This is a genomic window from Rhizobium sp. Pop5 (genome assembly GCF_024721175.1).
Classification (GTDB): Bacteria; Pseudomonadota; Alphaproteobacteria; order Rhizobiales; family Rhizobiaceae; genus Rhizobium.
Map to the genome: position 1 here is coordinate 2,082,400 of NZ_CP099399.1, position 16,105 is coordinate 2,098,504.

Here is a 16,105-nt window from a genome sequence, read left to right on the forward strand (position 1 = left end):
GATGGCGCGCGAAGACACCGAAGACGCCATAATCGCCTACAAGTCCATTCTGGCGCAGATCATCGACAATAGGCCGTCCGGCACGCGCCAGCGCCTGGCGACGGCGCTCGGCAAGCACCGCAGCTTTGTCACCCAGATCACCAGCCCCACCTATGCGACGCCGCTGCCAGCGCGCCATCTCGCGACGATCGTGCGCGTCTGCCACTTCAGCGCCGCTGAGGAGGAACGCTTCCTCGAAGCCTATCAGGCCGCCCATCCCGGCAAGCTGCCGGATCTCGGCCATTCCGAGAAATTGCGGCACCTGTCGCTGATGGTGCCGGATTTCGGCGACGACAGGAAAAACCGCCTCCTGGAAGAGGCGATCTCCGATCTGGTGCAGAAGATCGTCGCGATATCAGGGGCGAGCGAGCAGTGAAGAGTGACCGGACTGACGTAACGTAATGTTTTTGGCCTTGGGAGGGGCTTGATGAAGAAGTTCATGAACACCGCGGAAACCATGGTCGCCGAAAGCGTCGAAGGCTTTGTGCGCGCCCATGAGGCCTTGGTGGTGTTCGGGGCAGAGCGCAAATGCATCCGCCGCCGCCAACTGACATCGGGCAAGGTGGCGCTGATATCAGGCGGCGGCGCCGGACACGAGCCGATGCATATCGGCTTCGTCGGCCAGGGCATGCTGGATGCCGCCTGCGTCGGCCATATCTTCACCTCGCCGACGCCGAGCCAGATCATTGCCGCCATCGAAGAGGCCGATACCGGCGCCGGCTGCCTGCTCGTGGTCAAGAATTACGACGGCGACCTGATGAATTTCGAAATGGCGATCGAGATGGCCGGTGACCGCCACAGCCTCGACATGATCGTCGTCAGCGACGATATCGAGACGTCGAGAACAGGCGAAGGCCGCGGCCGGCGCGGCGTCGCGGGAACGCTGATCGTCGAAAAGATCCTGGGTGCCGCCGCCGAACGCGGCATGCCCCTCGCCGAATTGAAGCAGCTTGGCGAGGGACTGAACACCCGCATCCGCTCAATGGGGGTGGCGCTGAATGGCGTGACGGTGCCGCAGACCGAGCGCACGACGTTTTCGCTCGGACCCGACGAGATGGAAATGGGCGTCGGAATTCATGGCGAGCCCGGCCATGCCAGGCAACCCTTCGCCGCCGCCGACGCCATCATCGGGCATCTCTGCGAAACCATCATTGCCGACATCGCGGTGACGCCGGGCACGCGAGCGCTGCTCTTCGTCAACGGCCTCGGCGGCACGCCGCCCGCCGAACTCTACCTCGCCTATAACGGCGCCCGCCGCTTCATCGAGCAGAGCGGCATCCCCATCGAACGCTCGCTTGTCGGAACCTACGTCACGTCCCTCGACATGCAGGGATTGTCCGTTACCCTCGCCTTGCTGACCGACGAGGAGATCTCGCTCTGGGACGCGCCAGTGGCGACGGCGGCTTTATATTGGCCGATGGCCATTCAAAGGCCTTCCTGAAGGCTTCGCAAACGAACAAGAGTGATCGCATCATGCGCGTCGGTCTTTTCAAGAACGTGCACGTGAAGACGCTCACAAGCCAGAAGCGCCGCGCGCTGTTGACTGCTCGCCTGCGAGTGGCTCAGTCTCCAACATTGAACATCGCGGATGCGTCAGGCAGCAAAGTCGGCGAGTGCAACAGCAGTTTCACGGCGTCGTGCATGATCAGCGGGGGAGCCATCTGAGACGCAAGTTCCGTGATCCGCGCCTGCAGCTTCTTCACCATTTCGGGATTTTGATCGGCCAGATTGGTGGCCTCGCGCTCGTCCTTGGAGAGGTCGAAGAGTTCGATGCTCTGCGGCAGTACCGCTTTCCAAACGAGCTTCCAATCGCCCTGGCGCACGGCTGCCGTCATCGGTTCGATATTGTAGACGATTTCGGTTCGTGGTGAAGGCTTTCCTTCGGCGAGCGTCGGCCACATGTCCATTCCATCCAGTGGCTTGTTCTTGCCGAGCGTGGCGCCCACCAGGCCCGCGAGCGTCGGATACATGTCAACGACGTGCATCGGCCCATCGATCGTGCCGGGCTTGATTTTTCCCGGCCAGTTTACGAGGCCGGCAACACGTGTGCCGCCTTCATAGGTTGTTCCCTTCCCCTCCCGATAAGGGCCGTTGTCGGCGGGAAGCTTGCCCTTGACCTCGCTTTCTCCCGCAAAAAACGCGTTGACCACGCCGCCATTGTCACTGTGGAAGACGATCAACGTATTATCGCGCATGCCGCGCTTTTCGAGCGCCGCGACCACCTTGCCGATCTCGTCGTCCATCACCGAGATCATCGCTGCATATTTCCGCCGGCTCTCGTCGGCGATGTGGCTGTTGCGGTCGAGATATTCCTTGGGCGCCTGATAGGGCGTGTGCGGCGCCGTAAAGGCCAGATACAGGAACAAAGGCTTCTGCTGATCGTGCTTGTTGATCACGCGCACAGCTTCTGCGCCGATAAGGATGTTGTCGTACCCCTCCTCTTTGAGAGCCTTGTTGTTTCGATACCAATCCGGGTTGCCGTTTGCCGCTTTATGCGTGAAATGGTCGATCTCGCCGAGGAGTGCGCCATAGAATGAATCGAAACCACGCTGGCGCGGCCAGTATGCGGTCTTTGAGTGCCCCAGGTGCCACTTGCCGCTCATCGCGGTGTAATATCCAGCGTCCTTCAGCACTTGTGGCAAAGGGTATTCGTCAAGCGCCAATCCGTAAGTGCCGGATTGCGGAATAACGGCAGTCTGCAGGCCATATCGGAACGGATAGCGGCCTGTCATGAACGCTGCGCGGCTCGGGGTGCACATGGGCTGAACGTAGAACTGCTCGAGCCGCGCGCCTTCGGCCGCCAGCCGGTCGATGTTTGGCGTCCTGATGTCGGAACCATGGTAGCCGACGTCCTTCCACCCGCTGTCGTCCGAAATGATGTAGACAATGTTGGGGGCCGCGCCTTGGGCGCGGGCCTCCCCGGCGCCTGCGAAAACGCCTAGAATACCAGCCTGTGCGGAAAACTGGGTGACAGCCAGCGCAGTGCCGCCCATCAGTGCGTCGCGGCGGGTAATGCCGCTGATTTCATTGGCTTGAGCAGTTTCGGTTTTGCTCATTGGTTCTCCGCCCTGGTTGACTGGATGTTGCACCGACGAGACATGGTTTCCTCCCAGCACGTCACTTGCCAGGCGCCGAAAGCGGGAGGGCGACTGTCAGGAAAACCGAGTTGCCTTCCGTCGACTTTGGCGACGAATTGTCCACCGAGCTCCAGGTGGATGCCGGCGCCGGCGTGTCCCGAATAATGGTAGAAATCATTCTGATAGTAGACGCCCGGCGGGGTGTGAGCCCCGCCCAACGGGCTGCGAGAGCCGAGCCAGTAAAAGCTCGCTCCGCCTTCCGCAGCATTCGCGCAATCGGACATGATGGCAAACCCCAACAGCAGCGGCGAGGCCGCTTTGACTAGCCCGCCTGCCCTACGACGCATATTCTCTCCCCCACGTCGGGCTGAAAATCTTTTGTTGCTTGCGCTCGAATGCAGTCTGTTTGTCGGGCTCGATGACGGCGAGCTTCCGTCTTCTGATAAGGCATTGCTAATATAAATATCAGCCTTGTGCAAGAAGGCCGAACACTCGACAGAGCGGGTTAGAGTCCCGGCTGCGGCCGGCCCTTTCCGCGACATGCTTTAGGCGTCAGATGTAGAGCGGCGCCATCTTGCGCCAGGCGCCGGCACGGTGGGCGCGACCGTCCCAGACATGCAGCTGATGGCGAATATTCTTCTCGCCGAGCAGCCGGCTGAGATAGCGGTTGTTGTCGAGGAAGGGATCGGCATCGCCGATGGTGAGAACGATGTCGCGCTCGCGCAGCCTGTCGAGCCGCCAGTCCGAGCCGAGGCCGGGCAGGAAATGCGTCGGCGTGTGGAAATAGACGCTGTCGTCGTAATAGCCGTCGAACAGGTCGCCAAAGGATTCCACCTTCATCGTCAGGTCGTAGCGTCCGGAAAAGGCGACGAGCTTGCGGAAGAGATGCGGATGGCGAAAGAAGAGGCTCGCCGCCTGGAAGGCGCCGAGGCTGCACCCATGCACCATGGTGCAGTCATGCGGGTTCTTCGCCGCCATCAGCGGCAGCACCTCGTTGAGGATATAATCCTCGAGCGCCGCGTGCCGGCGGATGCGCTCGGCCGGATGATGGTGGAAACCGTAGAAACTGTCGGCGGCCAGGCCCTCGATGCAATAGAGCTGGATCTGGCCGGCCGAGAGCTTGTCGGCGAGGCTCGCCACCAGGCCGAGCTGTTCATATTCGAAAAAGCGCCCCTCCCGCGTCGGAAAGACCAGGACCTTGGCGCCGGCATGGCCGAACACCAGCAACTCCATGTCTCGATGCAACCGCTGGCTATACCAGCTCAGATATTCGCGGTTCATGACACCCTGAAGAACTGTCCGATCTTGTCGCGGAGAACCGCCTCTTGCTCAGCACTTCCAGGGTAATCGAAATGACCGGCGTCCAGGATGAAGATTTCATTATATTTCCGTATCGCATTTGCGACAGCGAACTGGCAGGGCGGCGCGACCGAAGGGTCGAAAAGCGCCACCGCCGTCAGCATCGGCACATCGATCCGCGTCGCCGCGGTCGCCGCATCGTAGAAGCGCAGCGTCTCCAGCACGTTGCCATGGTCGGCCTGATATTCCTGCACCGACTGCGCGCTGCCGACGGTCGGCAGTTTCAGCCGCAGCGGCTGGTGGCCGAAGCTCGGCAGCGCCAGATGGCCGCGATCGATGCGCTCGTCATAAGCGATCGCCATCGCCCCGACGCCGCCGCCGAAGCTGATGCCGCTATAGCCGATATGGCCGGAAAGCCAGGGATAGAGCGTAGCAAGCGTCGAGACCGCGAGCCAGATATCCTCGACGCAGCCGCCGATGATATAGGAATCCCGCTTATCGATATCGTGAAGCACATGCCAGGACGGGTTCTCGGAAATCGGCGGATGCCTGCTCAGCGACAGTCCGCGGCAGCAGGGAAAGATCACCGCCGTTTCCTCGACCGGCAGATTGAAGTCAGGCTGATCCCGCCCGCCATACCCATGCCCGACGACGAGACCTCGCTTCACCCGCCCCTCACGCGGCAGCAAAAGCCAGCCGCCGATCTTGAACCCGCCAGTCGAGAGATAGACGAGGTCGAGCACGTGCCAGTCGGGATGGCTGAGCTTGCTGAGCGAAAGCGCCGGCTGCGGATCGACATCAAGCGCCTTCCGATACCGCGCCTCCCAGAACGCATCGAAACCCGCAGGCTCCTCCGGCGGTTCGACCGCGAGAAGCTCTTCGAGCCGCATGCCGTAGGTGGGGTCGAAGGCGAAGGGATGTATCTTGGGAATGGTCATCCGGGTTTTGTCGCGTGAAAGCCCCGATTGCGCAAGCCTTGCAGCTGCTTACCCCAGACGTGCGTCAGGCCGCAGCCCCCGCCGCCTCCAGGATCAGCTGCGTGATTTCATCCGGATGCGAGATCAGCGAGAGGTGGCTGGCCTTCACTTCGATGGTCTTTGCGCCCATGCGCTTGGCCATGAAACGTTCGAGATCGGGATCGATCGTCCGGTCCTCGGTCGAAACCGCGTACCAGCTCGGCTTGGAGCGCCAGGCGGCCTGCGTGGTCTTGCCTGATAGCAGCGCCTTCTGGAACGGCTGCTGCACGGCATAGAGCACTTTTGCCTTGGCCTCCGGCAGGTCGCCGGCGAAATCTCTGAGGAAAGCGGCCTCGCTCAGGCGCCCTTCATCGCCGTCGAAGACGATGCCGGCCGAAGCCGGCGGCGTGGGATAAGTCTTGGCGAGCGCCGTATAATCCTCGCCCGCATCCGGCGCCCGCGCCGCGACGTAGACGAGCGCCGAAACATTCGAATGCATGCCGGCCTCGGTGACGAGCATTCCGGAAAAGGAATGTCCGACCAGAACCGTCGGTCCGTCCTGGCGGTCGAGCACGCGCGTGACGGCAGCAACGGCCTCCGGCAGCGTCGTCAGCGGGTTCTGCACGGCAGTCGCGTTGAGCCCTGCCGCCTGCAGGCGCGTGATCACCTCGGTCCAGCAGGAGCCGTCGGCAAACAGCCCGTGCGCCAGCACAATATTGCGCGCCTTAACGGGTGCTGATGTCGCGGCCATGACGCGGGTGGAGAGAAGAGTGGCGGCAGTGCCGGCAACGAGGGCGGCCGAAAAAGCCCGTCTGTTCATCATCATGATCTGTTTCCTCACGTGTTGAGAGACTGTTGAGAGGTCGAAAGCTGAACCCGGGAAAATCGGTTTGACCGATCACATCATCTCGGAACCGCCCATCTCCAGCGTGAGTTTGCGGCTCCTTACGGCACGGGGCAACGATATTTATAGGCAATCAAGGTGGTCATCAGTTCGTCGCCGCTGGCGTCGCGTATGCCGGGATTCTGTTCGAGGAATGTGCACAGCGTATTGCCGATCGTTTCCGCCGTCGTTCCCACTGGCACACATAGGTTTATACCGACGGAATTGGCAAAATAGGCCGAGCTGACCATCTCCTTCGGCGCAGGAACGGCTTCGGTAAAGATGCGCCGGGCGAGATAATCGTCCCGGTTCCACTTGTCCAGCCAACCGGCAACATATCCGACGACCAGCCGCCGGGAGCCGCTGCAATCGGAATAAAGCAGGTCGCCGGTTGAAAAGCCGGCGGGAATCTTTGCTGAAACCGTTGCCAACAAGGTGGCGATAAGAATGCCCGACATAATCTCTCCCAAAGCTCGCAATAGAGCGGAGCTTTGATCGGAAAGGTGTCGGAACTTAGCTTTAAAAGTGTCATCTTTTCCACCGCAGTCGAAAGTTGCAGTCAGCGACCACCGGCGCTTTCTTCATGCGGAAATAGCTGCTTAAAGCTTGCGATTTAATCGGATGCGATATATATGTATCGGCAATCAACAAGCCGGACGGATAGAGCCATGCCTGCATCTAAAAGCGCAAAATCACCCGACATGCCTGCGCCCGCCTCCCCGCAAGCGGGCAAGGAGGACAGGAAGCTTTCGAACTTCCTCTGCTTCGCGGTCTATTCCGCCAATCTCGCCTTCGGCCGCGCCTATAAGCCGATCCTGGACGAGCTTGGCCTGACCTACACGCAATATATCGCGCTGGTCGCCCTCTCCGAAGAGGAGAACCAGACGGTCAGCATGCTGGGAGAAAAGCTGTTCCTCGAATCCAATACGCTGACGCCGATCCTCAAGAAGCTGGAATCGACAGGCTATCTCACCCGCCATCGCGATCCCGCCGATGAACGGCAGGTCCGCGTGAGCCTGACGCCGGCCGGGCGCGATCTCCTCCTCGAGGTCGATCCCGACGGCACGCTGATTGCCGCCAGCGGCCTCGGCGATGATTTCCCCGTCGTGCAGCAGTCGGTGACGAGGCTGCGCGACAACCTGCTGCGGGCGCAGGCCGAACCGGAAAAGCCTTGATGGCGGCAGCTGTCACAAGCTGGTGACATGCTTGCGGTGACGCATTTGCGCAGCGAGGAGACCACATGCCCGAGATCGCGATGGGTGCCTTGAGCCGCAACGGGATGCTACTTCTCGCAAGGCGGAGTTCAGAGCGCAGGATCTATCCGGACCGCTGGAGTCTCCCCGGCGGCCACATCGAGGATGGCGAAGACGCCGAGACGGCGATGCGCCGGGAATTGATGGAGGAAATAAGCGTCGCGCCGGAACGCTGGCAGCTCGCGGCAAAGTTCGTATCGCAAGCTCCGCCCGAGGCATCCGCCACCTTCCACGTCTATCACGTCGACCAATGGCAGGGATTGCCGCAGCTTGTCGGCGACGAACATACCGAACTCAGATGGTTCACCGCCGCCGAAATCCAACAGGAAACCAAACTGGCGCCGCTCCAGCTCGGTGACTTACTCGCAAGCCTCGCCATACGAGGGAGCGACAAAAACTAAAAGCGCGGCGCGCCTTCTGATCTACTGGCGCAGCGGCCGGAATGCCGTCCTCAGCTCGGCAGTGAAAACCATCGGCTGTTCCCATGCGGCGAAGTGCCCGCCCTTCTCCAGCCTGTTGTAGTGAATGAGCTTCGGATAGGCCTTCTCCGCCCAGCTCTTCGGCGCCTGGTAGATCTCATCGGGAAAAGCGCTGACGGCAACGGGGATCTTGATGCCCCTGGGGTCGAAGAACCCGCCGCTCGGATGATGCGCGTTTTCCCAATAGAGGCGCGCGGACGAGATTGCCGTGTTCGTCAGCCAGTAGAGCGTGACGTTGTCGAGGATATCGTCCTTCGTCAGCCCCTCGGTCTCTCCGTCGAAAACGCGCGCAATCATCCGGTAGCTGCGAATATCGTGGTCGAGCATCCAGGCGGCGAGTCCGACCGGCGAGTCGACGATCGCATAGAGCGTCTGCGGCCGGTTGTTCATCTCGATGGCGTAGCCGAGCCCATTCTTGTAGAAGTCGTCGAGCTGATCCCAGGCGCGTCTTTCGTCCGGCGAGAGATCGGCGGGCGGCATGGCCCCGGCAGCGAGCGCCTTGGCGATGTCGGCGGGAACGGTGGCGGCCATATTGGTGTGGATGCCGAGCAATCCCGGCGGTTGCTGCACCGCCATCAGTTCGGTGACCGCATTGCCCCAGTCGCCACCCTGCGCCACGAACTTGGTGTAGCCGAGACGCTGCATCAGCGCCGCCCAGGCATGCGCAATGCGAGGCGGGTTCCAGCTCCCCGATCCCGTCGATTTCGCTGAAAAGCCGTAGCCCGGCAAAGACGGGATCACCACGTGGAATGCGTCCTCTGCGCTGCCGCCATGCGCTGTCGGATCAGTGAGCGGTTCGATGATCTTCAACTGCTCGATGATGGAGCCCGGCCAACCATGCGTGACGATCAACGGCAGCGCGTTTTCATGCTTGGAGCGGACATGGATGAAGTGGATGTCCAGACCGTCGATCTCGGTGATGAACTGCGGGAAGGCATTGAGCCGCGCCTCCATCTTGCGCCAGTCGTAATCCGTCGCCCAATGCTTCGCGAGCTTCTGGATCGTCGAAAGCTGCACGCCCTGGCTGTCGTCCGCGACCGTTTCCTTATCCGGCCAGCGGGTGGCGGCGACGCGCCGCCTGAGATCGTCGAGCTGGTCCTGAGGGAAGCTGACGCTGAAAGGGCGGATTTCCTCGCCGTTCGCCCACGCGCCGGGCACGCCGGCGACGAGGCTGACGGCTCCGGCTGCGGCGGTGGCAGCAAGCAGTTCGCGCCGCGTCGGCGAAAATGAAAATGTGGGGGACATGACGCTCTCCTAGCGTTCGATCTACGTGGAAGGATACGAGGATCGACAGGCCGACCTCGTTGGTAACAGCAGGTCATTCGCGTCTGGCCGGGACTATGCTCCGGGGCAATCCGGCGGTCAATTGGCCCGGTCAGGCTATGCTTCTGCTGCCCTGACTGCTCTTTCAGGCTGGCGCGACGACATTGCTGCAAGCGCGCCCTCCTCCATCATCTCGGCCGCTTTCGCATAGCCGCCGCCCATTCCGTCCAGAAAATGCAGATGCGAATCCGGCCGGCCCGATGGCACCAGGCAGGTCATCAGCGCATGCGACTGGCGGTGCAGGCCGAAATCGATCTCGCCGCGCGCTCTTGCTGCGACGAGAATGGCTTCGACGCTGTCGATCTCTTCCGGCGTGCAGTCCAGCGTCAGGCGCAGACCGTCGTCGAACTTGCGGAAATCCGAATGGGAGGCGACTTCCGCCCAGCCGTCCGCACTGACCTGCCTCGCACTGTTCCTCGGGATAGCATTATCCCGCGAAAGCGGATGTGACCGGCGCGGCGCGGCATCGAAAACCTGAAGCACGCGCCTGGCGAGCGCCGCGAAAACCTCGGGGCTGGTATCGTCGCGGGGTTCGACCAGCAGCGACAGGATCTCGCCCCGCCGGCTGGCGAACGGCGCCCAATCGCAGCTCAGGCCCGTCAGGTCAGGCTTCGTCGCATAGCGGCCGGGCTTGACCAGATAGCGGCCGTTCTTGATCTGCTGCTCGGCCCATTTCAGCCCGCCACCGGCAAACATCGCATAGGTCGCGTTCTCGGAAGCGGCATAACGCGCGATCTTCACATCGCGCCCGCCGGCACGAATATCGCGCACGGTGACCAGCCCGACACGAAGGTCAAGATGAAGATCGCTCCTGGCAAACTCCGCCACATCACGCAATGCCGACGTCGCGGCCATCAGGCCGCCCGGCGGCAGGGCGAAGGCCGCTCCGTCTCCGCGAAACACGAACGGGAAATCGAAGGAGCCCCAGGCATTGCCGAGTGCCGCGATGATAGAGGCGCCGGCATAGTTGACGTCTTCATAGCGCCCTGCCCCGATTGCCGCGGTCGAGCTGACGACGTCGGTGATGCCGATCAGCCAATCCTCGGGCAGCGGCTCATAGACATCGGGATCGAGCAGAAGCGAAAACTCGTCATAGGCCGGGTGCGGCTCCGCATGGCTGCTGGTCATGGCATGGTCTCCGGATCGGCAGGGTTGCGATGCCCGTTCGGGAACGGGTCTGCCGGCCGATCGGCAGACCCCCGCTTCGAAGATGACGGCGACGACGCCGGCCCTTCCGTTCAGACGAGCCTGGTCTCGACGTCGATATTGCCGCGCGTCGCCTTCGAATAAGGGCAGATCTCGTGGGCTGCGTGGATCAGTTCCTCGGCGACGTCGCGCTCGATGCCGGCCAGGCTGACATTGAAGCGTGCGCGCAGGAAGAAGGAGCCGTTGTCGGCGTTGAGAGTGATCTCGGCATCGACCTCGGGACCGGCCGGCAGGGTCACCTTGCGCTGAGACGCGGCAAGCTCGATGGCGCCGATATAGCAGGCGGACCAGGCGGCGCCGAACAGGTTCTCGGCAGCCGGATGCGGTTGCGGCAGCTTGATGTCGAGCATGCCGTCGCTGCTGCGTGCATAGCCGTCGCGGCCGCCGGCGATGTGGGTCTTGCCAGTGAAAAGAAGCTTCTCGGTCATGGTGGTATCCTCTAGGTTTGATTTACAGCGTATCCGATCTAATCGGATGCGTGTTAAATATTCCTAATGGCTCTCGCTGTCAACACCATTCGATTTAATCGGATACGATTTATTTCAATTCAAAAGCCACCCCGGCCACCGGGCTGCAGATCACAGGCTCGCAGGTTGCACAGGACGGGCAGCCCGGGTTCCGAGAAGAACCAATGGAACCGCCAAGGCATAGATGGCGACGACGGAGAGCCAGATGGCGCCGGGCCACGCCTGCTGGACGGCGAGATAGAATGTCGAGAAGGCCAGCGGGCCGATGATCGAGGCCAGGCTGACGGCCGACGTCAGCACGCCCTGGAGTTGGCCCTGGCGGGCCGGATCGACCTGCCGGCTCGCGAAAGCCTGGAACGCCGGCGTGCCGATGCCGCCGAGCGCGAAGACCGGCATGATCGCGAACACGATCCAGCCCTGGCTGGCAAAGGCCATGGCGAGGAGAGCAAGGCAGGCGCAGGCGATGCCGACGACAACAGCCCCGCGTTCGCCGAGCCGTTTGCTGGCCGGGCCGGGCAATAGCGCCTGCACCACCGTCTGGCATATGCCGAAGGCGCCCAAGGAAAGGCCGATCCAGAGGCCGTTCCAGTGGAAGGTGTCGAAACCCCACAAGGCCCAGCAGGTGCCATAGGCTTCGCCGGTGGCGCTCAGGATGAAAAACACGAGGATGATGGGCAGAAGCCCCTTCATCGACAGGATCCAGCGCAGCGGCCGCAGCGGATTGAGTGCCGCAAGGTCGATCCTCTCGCGAGCCGGCGTGCGGGACTCCGGCAGGATGAAGAAGGCAAGCAGCATGTTGCATGCGTTCAGCACGGCGGCGGCGATGAAGGGGAGCCGCAACCACTGATCACCGAGCAGCCCGCCGAGCACCGGGCCGATGATGAAACCGATGCCGAACGTCGCGTTGAACAAGCCGAAACGGCGGGCTCGCCTGTCCTCGGCCGATATGTCGGTGATGTAGGCCATGGCGACGGAGACGTTGGCGCTGGTGAGCCCGGCGACGGCGCGGCCGAGCAGCAGCATCCAAAGCTCAGGCGCAAACGCCATGACGAGATAGTTGATCGCAGCGCCGCCAAGCGAAATCAGCAGCACGGGACGCCGGCCGAGATTATCGCTCAAAGCGCCGAGCACCGGCGCGAAGATGAACTGCATCAGCGCGTAGAGCGCCGTCATGATCCCGATGTAGGGAGCGATATTCCCGGCATGGGTCACCTCCTGGAGAAGCCGCGGGAGAATGGGAAAAATGAGCCCTATGCCTGCGGCGTCGAGGCCGATTGCGGTGAAAATAACAATGAGGGGTTTGTTCATGAGCGCGTCCTTTCGGCTGTGGCGCTCGTAGCGCCGATATATACCGAGTTTAAATATGTACTGAGTACAGTCATATGCCGACACCAGAGGAAGTCAACGTTAAATGTGTACTGAGTATAAAATTCCTGCTATCGAGTCCGGCATGTCCACGCCACCAGACCTCAGAACCCGCAAGCGCCTCGCAACGCGACGCGCCATCACCTTGGCCGCCGACCGCCTCTTCCGCGAGCGGGGTTTCGAACACGTGACAGTCGATGAGATTGCCACCGCGGCCGATGTCGGGCGGATGACCGTTTTCAACCACTTCCCCCGCAAGGAGGACATGTTCTTCGACCGCGATGAGGAAGGCCGCGAAATCCTGCGCGAAGCCTTGCGGCAGCAAGAGCCCGGCGTCTCGCCGATCGAGACGCTGCGCCGGCTCGCGCACCGGCTCGTCGCCGAACAGGCGCCTTTCGTTCAATTTTCCGCAGGCAGCGAGGGTTTCGTCGAAACGGTCGAGCGCAGCGAAACGCTCAAGGCGCGGGCGAGAGCCATTCGGGACGAGCTGGCTGGAATGGTGGCCGCCGCGCTGGCGGAAAGTGCAGGAAAAGACGTTGACGATCCAGCCGCCCATCTCGCCGCCGGCCTGCTGCTCGCGACATGGACTGTCGCCTTCCTCCAGGCTCACCGGAGCCTTCGACGCAGCCGGGATGCCACTGAGGCGAAAGCCGTCTTTCTCGCCATCATCGATCAGGGCACCATCGGCCTCAAAGCCGCAATGGAAGGCACGCCTTACGCTTGAATGTCAGCGTCCGACAGGACGCACGGCGCTCTAAGACCGCGGCCGGCCGTCATCGAACAAGGTGGCAAGCCACTGGTAATATCGCGGCTGCTTCTCCCGCAGTTGACTGCGCGAATAAGGCGGCCGCTCGATATCGCCATAGAGGTAGACGCTCGCCGTGACCGCGAAGAATTCCCGGTCGTTGCTCATCATGTAGGAATCATCAGGCCAGAGCCCGCGGCCGCTATGGAAGAAATGCCTGACGTCGCCATTGCCGAATCCGCCGGGCAGCATCCGGTCATTATAGGCATGCAGAAGCTCGTGCAGGATGATCGGCTTCTCGGCATCGAGGGTCCGGACGCGGAGATCAATGCCAGTCTCGCTGCTGTAATGGCCAGGCCCGAAGCCCGCGGCGGCGGGATTGGCCCAGATCGGGACCGTCCGCATGAAGGCGAGGACGTCGGGCTTCAGATTGACGCGCTCGACGATGTCGAGCTGCCTTTTGACCGCCGCCACCATCTCCCTGTCGGGCTCCGCACCCCTGGCATTGGTGAGATCGACCTGCCAGCCGCGATAGCTAAACTCAAGCGGATCGGCGGCCGCCGCTCCTGCTGTTGCAATACCGATGGCGATGGCGGCGCAAAGCGCCAGAATTGCCGAAATCCTCCGCACCGGCCCCTCCTCGGCGTGTCACGGCGCCGACTGTCGCACAGGCCGAACAGCGGCACAATCGCGTGTCAGCCGCCGCCCATCGACACCGGCGCGTCCGGCTGCATGCCGCGGAAGAAATCGACAACCGGGGCTGGCGTCCGATCGTTGAAGCACATTGCAAGACCCGCGGCCGATTCTCCGGCAGCGCTTTCACTGCGCACAAACATGGCGGTTTCATAAGAGGCAAGCGCCGCCTCGATATCGTCATGAGCAAGGATCGCCTGCGCCAGATCCGCGCCGTCGCGCATGGCGAGATTGGCTCCCTCGCCGGCGAAGGGCGACATCAGATGCGCGGCATCGCCGATCAAGGTGACGCCCGCCCTGCGGTCCCAGCGATGGCCGACGGGCAAGGCAAAGAGCGGCCTCGCAACCAATGGCGCGTCGCTTCCGGCGATGAGGCCGACAAGCGGCCGATCCCAGCCGCGGAACCGCGCCAGCACGTCTTCGAGCAGCCCTCCGGCCTTCGACGTAACCTCGGCCGACCATTCGGCCGGCGCCTCGAAGGCGGCGTAACTGCAGATCACATCGCCCGGTTGACGATGGGCCAGAATGCCTTTGCGCTCGGAAAGCGCCATCATCGTCCCCGTCCCGACGATCTCGGCCTGCTCCGGAAACCGGGAGGAGACCTCCGTCAAACGCGCTTCCGCGAATGATAGGCCGGTATAGACGGGCTGGATATTGGTCAGCAACGGCCGCACCTTCGACCAGGCGCCGTCGGCGCCGATCAGCACGTCCGTTCGGACCGATAGCCCGTTCGCGAAGCTGATGGTATAGGCGCCATCCGCCTCGGCGGCGATCGCCGTCGCGCGATGCCCCCAACGGATGATCCCCTCCGGCAGCGATGCGATCAGCATGGCCCGCAATTGGCCGCGCTCGACTTCGGGACGCAGGTCGTTGCCGACCTCCGCGAGATGCACTCTGCCGGTCTTGTCGAGGATACGAAACGCGTCGCCCTCCTCCAGGACCATCTTGCGGAATTCTTCGTAGAGGCCGGCCGCCTCGATCGCCGCCTGGCCGGTCTCGACATGCATGTCGAGCATGCCGCCCTGATGCCGCGCGGAGGCAGAGGCGTCGCTTTCGAAGATGCGCACATCCATCCCGTTGATATGCAGAATGCGGGCAAGAACGAGCCCGCCAAGGCCGGCGCCGAGAATGGTGATCATGCCTTGGTCTCCGCGCGCCGCGTCATCAAGATGCCGTTGATCAGTACATCGAACCCCCAATCCAGCCGCTCGCCACGGCCCGACAGCAGTTCGGCGCCCAGCCGCGTGATATTCGGCAGGGCCTCGGCATCGGCGGCGTCAATCGCCGCCGTCAGCGAGGAAAAGTCCGATGGCGAGCGTGGGGATGCTTTCCAGGCGGCCTTCTCGGCAGCCTGCGCCGTGGCATAAAGCAGGAGCAGGTCGACCGCCCATGCCGCCTCGGCATCCTGCACCCCGCCCTCCTTCAACAGCGCCAGGGTCTTCTCTACCAGCGCAAGATAGTTCGCCCCGCTCGGCATGGTCGACATCGCCATGCGCGCCAGTTCCGGATGTTCGAACAGCACCGACATATAGCTGCGAAGCGTGCCCTTCAGCCGGCCACGCCAGTCGGCCGGCAAAGACGGCACGGCAATTCCGGCAAGCAGCGCGTCGAGGATCTCTGCGTGAAGATCCTCGGTGTCGCTGATATAGACGTAAAGCGATGCGGGACCAGTATCGAGCACGGCGGCGACGCGCCGCATGGTGATCTTCGCCAGTCCCTCCTCGTGGAAAAGCGCCAGCGCGGCGCTGATGATCCCATCGCGGCTCAAAGCCGGTTTACTCGGCCTCTCCCGTCGGCTCCTTGCATGCGGCGCCATGTACGACTACTCCAATAACGAACATGTTCGTAACAAACATGTTCGTTACATCGCGTCAAGCGTCACGACTGCAGATAAGAACTGCCGCTTGGAGCATGTCGCGAATATCAGGCAGTCGAGCGGCCTATACCAGCGCGCCGAGCCGCGCTCAGACCTTCTCTTTCTTCCTGGTCTTTTCCTTGGGCTCCACCGGCGCATCGGGCGTAGGCGCCAGCAGCTTTCGCAGCGATGCGATCTTGTCCTTTACCAGCGGCCGGAACCGCGTCGCACGATAGGGCATGTCGGCAGCGCCGTAACCTTCCGGCCCGTCGTCATTGCCGCGATGGATCTCCGCAAGCTTCACGCCGATAAAGGTGCCGTCGACATAATGGGTATATTCGCCGACCCAGCGGATCGTGTAGATCTCGCCCTTGCGAATGAGCTGGTCGATGCTGACATGCTTGAAGGTATCGTTGATGCAGACGACCTTCTGGCCGACGTGGAATTCATAGCTCATGGATCAAA

General features: G+C 62.3%; 18 protein-coding genes and 1 pseudogene. 6 read left to right on the plus strand and 13 right to left on the minus strand.

Translation table 11 applies throughout. The annotated features are described in order from the left end of the window. The first annotated feature begins 1 nt into the window (after window position 1). The 3 genes and pseudogenes from NE852_RS12515 to NE852_RS32730 all read left to right on the plus strand — a co-directional run. Complete coding sequence (locus NE852_RS12515; protein WP_008535099.1) at window positions 2-415, plus strand: hypothetical protein; 414 nt, start codon at window positions 2-4, stop codon at window positions 413-415. Window positions 416-466: 51 nt separating this feature from the next. Next, window positions 467-1,480, plus strand: coding sequence for a dihydroxyacetone kinase subunit DhaK (gene dhaK, locus NE852_RS12520; RefSeq protein ID WP_008535097.1), 1,014 nt, complete (start codon window positions 467-469; stop codon window positions 1,478-1,480). Next, a pseudogene (locus tag NE852_RS32730) lies at window positions 1,462-1,590 on the plus strand (IS110 family transposase); the annotation flags it as partial. The gene dhaK and the pseudogene NE852_RS32730, both read left to right, overlap by 19 nt. Before the next feature lie 11 nt (window positions 1,591-1,601). Here NE852_RS32730 and NE852_RS12525 read toward each other — a convergent pair. The 5 genes from NE852_RS12525 to NE852_RS12545 all read right to left on the minus strand — a co-directional run bounded on the left by NE852_RS12525 (window position 1,602) and on the right by NE852_RS12545 (window position 6,712). Further along, a complete protein-coding gene (locus NE852_RS12525) occupies window positions 1,602-3,095 on the minus strand; it encodes an arylsulfatase (protein ID WP_008535095.1) in 1,494 nt (497 codons plus the stop codon). A gap of 573 nt (window positions 3,096-3,668) precedes the next feature. Beyond that, window positions 3,669-4,397 (minus strand): esterase family protein, encoded by a 729-nt coding sequence (locus NE852_RS12530; protein ID WP_008535092.1) that lies wholly within the window; start codon window positions 4,395-4,397, stop codon window positions 3,669-3,671. Further along, window positions 4,394-5,353 (minus strand): acetylxylan esterase, encoded by a 960-nt coding sequence (locus tag NE852_RS12535; protein WP_008535089.1) that lies wholly within the window; start codon window positions 5,351-5,353, stop codon window positions 4,394-4,396. The genes NE852_RS12530 and NE852_RS12535 overlap by 4 nt, the downstream gene beginning before the upstream one ends. Window positions 5,354-5,417: 64 nt before the next feature. Then, window positions 5,418-6,197: an alpha/beta fold hydrolase gene (locus tag NE852_RS12540; protein ID WP_008535087.1), complete on the minus strand. Its 780-nt coding sequence runs from the start codon at window positions 6,195-6,197 to the stop codon at window positions 5,418-5,420. Between the two features lie 119 nt (window positions 6,198-6,316). Next, window positions 6,317-6,712, minus strand: coding sequence for a hypothetical protein (locus NE852_RS12545; protein WP_008535085.1), 396 nt, complete (start codon window positions 6,710-6,712; stop codon window positions 6,317-6,319). A 210-nt stretch (window positions 6,713-6,922) separates the two neighbouring features. Between NE852_RS12545 and NE852_RS12550 the strand changes: the two genes are divergently transcribed. Both NE852_RS12550 and NE852_RS12555 read left to right on the plus strand, forming a co-directional pair. After that, window positions 6,923-7,429: a MarR family winged helix-turn-helix transcriptional regulator gene (locus NE852_RS12550; protein ID WP_037175069.1), complete on the plus strand. Its 507-nt coding sequence runs from the start codon at window positions 6,923-6,925 to the stop codon at window positions 7,427-7,429. 65 nt (window positions 7,430-7,494) lie between these two features. Continuing rightward, window positions 7,495-7,908 carry an NUDIX hydrolase gene (locus NE852_RS12555; protein WP_008535083.1) on the plus strand — a complete coding sequence of 138 codons (414 nt, stop codon included), beginning with the start codon at window positions 7,495-7,497 and terminating at the stop codon, window positions 7,906-7,908. 21 nt (window positions 7,909-7,929) lie between these two features. Here NE852_RS12555 and NE852_RS12560 read toward each other — a convergent pair whose 3' ends face one another. The 4 genes from NE852_RS12560 to NE852_RS12575 all read right to left on the minus strand — a co-directional run bounded on the left by NE852_RS12560 (window position 7,930) and on the right by NE852_RS12575 (window position 12,290). Further along, a complete protein-coding gene (locus tag NE852_RS12560) occupies window positions 7,930-9,231 on the minus strand; it encodes an epoxide hydrolase family protein (protein WP_258156584.1) in 1,302 nt (433 codons plus the stop codon). Window positions 9,232-9,366: 135 nt separating this feature from the next. Then, window positions 9,367-10,437, minus strand: coding sequence for a DUF3095 domain-containing protein (locus NE852_RS12565; protein ID WP_258156585.1), 1,071 nt, complete (start codon window positions 10,435-10,437; stop codon window positions 9,367-9,369). 110 nt (window positions 10,438-10,547) lie between these two features. Beyond that, complete coding sequence (locus NE852_RS12570) at window positions 10,548-10,943, minus strand: Ohr family peroxiredoxin (protein WP_258156586.1); 396 nt, start codon at window positions 10,941-10,943, stop codon at window positions 10,548-10,550. A gap of 150 nt (window positions 10,944-11,093) precedes the next feature. Then, the gene (locus NE852_RS12575; protein WP_258156587.1) at window positions 11,094-12,290 is read right to left on the minus strand and encodes a TCR/Tet family MFS transporter; all 1,197 of its coding nucleotides are present in this window, start codon (window positions 12,288-12,290) and stop codon (window positions 11,094-11,096) included. A gap of 142 nt (window positions 12,291-12,432) precedes the next feature. Here NE852_RS12575 and NE852_RS12580 point away from each other — a divergent pair, with 142 nt between their 5' ends. Further along, complete coding sequence (locus tag NE852_RS12580) at window positions 12,433-13,071, plus strand: TetR/AcrR family transcriptional regulator (protein WP_008535063.1); 639 nt, start codon at window positions 12,433-12,435, stop codon at window positions 13,069-13,071. Window positions 13,072-13,101: 30 nt separating this feature from the next. Here the strand turns inward: NE852_RS12580 and NE852_RS12585 are convergent, their stop codons facing one another. The 4 genes from NE852_RS12585 to NE852_RS12600 all read right to left on the minus strand — a co-directional run bounded on the left by NE852_RS12585 (window position 13,102) and on the right by NE852_RS12600 (window position 16,097). After that, complete coding sequence (locus tag NE852_RS12585) at window positions 13,102-13,722, minus strand: hypothetical protein (RefSeq protein ID WP_258156588.1); 621 nt, start codon at window positions 13,720-13,722, stop codon at window positions 13,102-13,104. A gap of 65 nt (window positions 13,723-13,787) precedes the next feature. After that, window positions 13,788-14,924, minus strand: a complete 1,137-nt coding sequence (locus tag NE852_RS12590) for an NAD(P)/FAD-dependent oxidoreductase (RefSeq protein WP_258156589.1) — start codon at window positions 14,922-14,924, stop codon at window positions 13,788-13,790. Further along, complete coding sequence (locus NE852_RS12595; RefSeq protein ID WP_008535051.1) at window positions 14,921-15,553, minus strand: TetR/AcrR family transcriptional regulator; 633 nt, start codon at window positions 15,551-15,553, stop codon at window positions 14,921-14,923. Before NE852_RS12595 ends, NE852_RS12590 begins: the two co-directional genes overlap by 4 nt. 196 nt (window positions 15,554-15,749) lie before the next feature. Then, on the minus strand, window positions 15,750-16,097 hold the full coding sequence (locus NE852_RS12600) for a hypothetical protein (RefSeq protein ID WP_008535048.1): 348 nt from the start codon (window positions 16,095-16,097) through the stop codon (window positions 15,750-15,752). Window positions 16,098-16,105: the final 8 nt, after the last annotated feature.

Coding starts and splice junctions, on each gene's coding strand:
- NE852_RS12515 (WP_008535099.1), top strand. CDS start 2: ATGGCGCGCGAAGACACCGAAGACGCCATAATCGCCTACAAGTCCATT.
- dhaK (WP_008535097.1), top strand. CDS start 467: ATGAAGAAGTTCATGAACACCGCGGAAACCATGGTCGCCGAAAGCGTC.
- NE852_RS12525 (WP_008535095.1), bottom strand. CDS start 3,095: ATGAGCAAAACCGAAACTGCTCAAGCCAATGAAATCAGCGGCATTACC.
- NE852_RS12530 (WP_008535092.1), bottom strand. CDS start 4,397: ATGAACCGCGAATATCTGAGCTGGTATAGCCAGCGGTTGCATCGAGAC.
- NE852_RS12535 (WP_008535089.1), bottom strand. CDS start 5,353: ATGACCATTCCCAAGATACATCCCTTCGCCTTCGACCCCACCTACGGC.
- NE852_RS12540 (WP_008535087.1), bottom strand. CDS start 6,197: ATGATGATGAACAGACGGGCTTTTTCGGCCGCCCTCGTTGCCGGCACT.
- NE852_RS12545 (WP_008535085.1), bottom strand. CDS start 6,712: ATGTCGGGCATTCTTATCGCCACCTTGTTGGCAACGGTTTCAGCAAAG.
- NE852_RS12550 (WP_037175069.1), top strand. CDS start 6,923: ATGCCTGCATCTAAAAGCGCAAAATCACCCGACATGCCTGCGCCCGCC.
- NE852_RS12555 (WP_008535083.1), top strand. CDS start 7,495: ATGCCCGAGATCGCGATGGGTGCCTTGAGCCGCAACGGGATGCTACTT.
- NE852_RS12560 (WP_258156584.1), bottom strand. CDS start 9,231: ATGTCCCCCACATTTTCATTTTCGCCGACGCGGCGCGAACTGCTTGCT.
- NE852_RS12565 (WP_258156585.1), bottom strand. CDS start 10,437: ATGACCAGCAGCCATGCGGAGCCGCACCCGGCCTATGACGAGTTTTCG.
- NE852_RS12570 (WP_258156586.1), bottom strand. CDS start 10,943: ATGACCGAGAAGCTTCTTTTCACTGGCAAGACCCACATCGCCGGCGGC.
- NE852_RS12575 (WP_258156587.1), bottom strand. CDS start 12,290: ATGAACAAACCCCTCATTGTTATTTTCACCGCAATCGGCCTCGACGCC.
- NE852_RS12580 (WP_008535063.1), top strand. CDS start 12,433: ATGTCCACGCCACCAGACCTCAGAACCCGCAAGCGCCTCGCAACGCGA.
- NE852_RS12590 (WP_258156589.1), bottom strand. CDS start 14,924: ATGATCACCATTCTCGGCGCCGGCCTTGGCGGGCTCGTTCTTGCCCGC.
- NE852_RS12600 (WP_008535048.1), bottom strand. CDS start 16,097: ATGAGCTATGAATTCCACGTCGGCCAGAAGGTCGTCTGCATCAACGAT.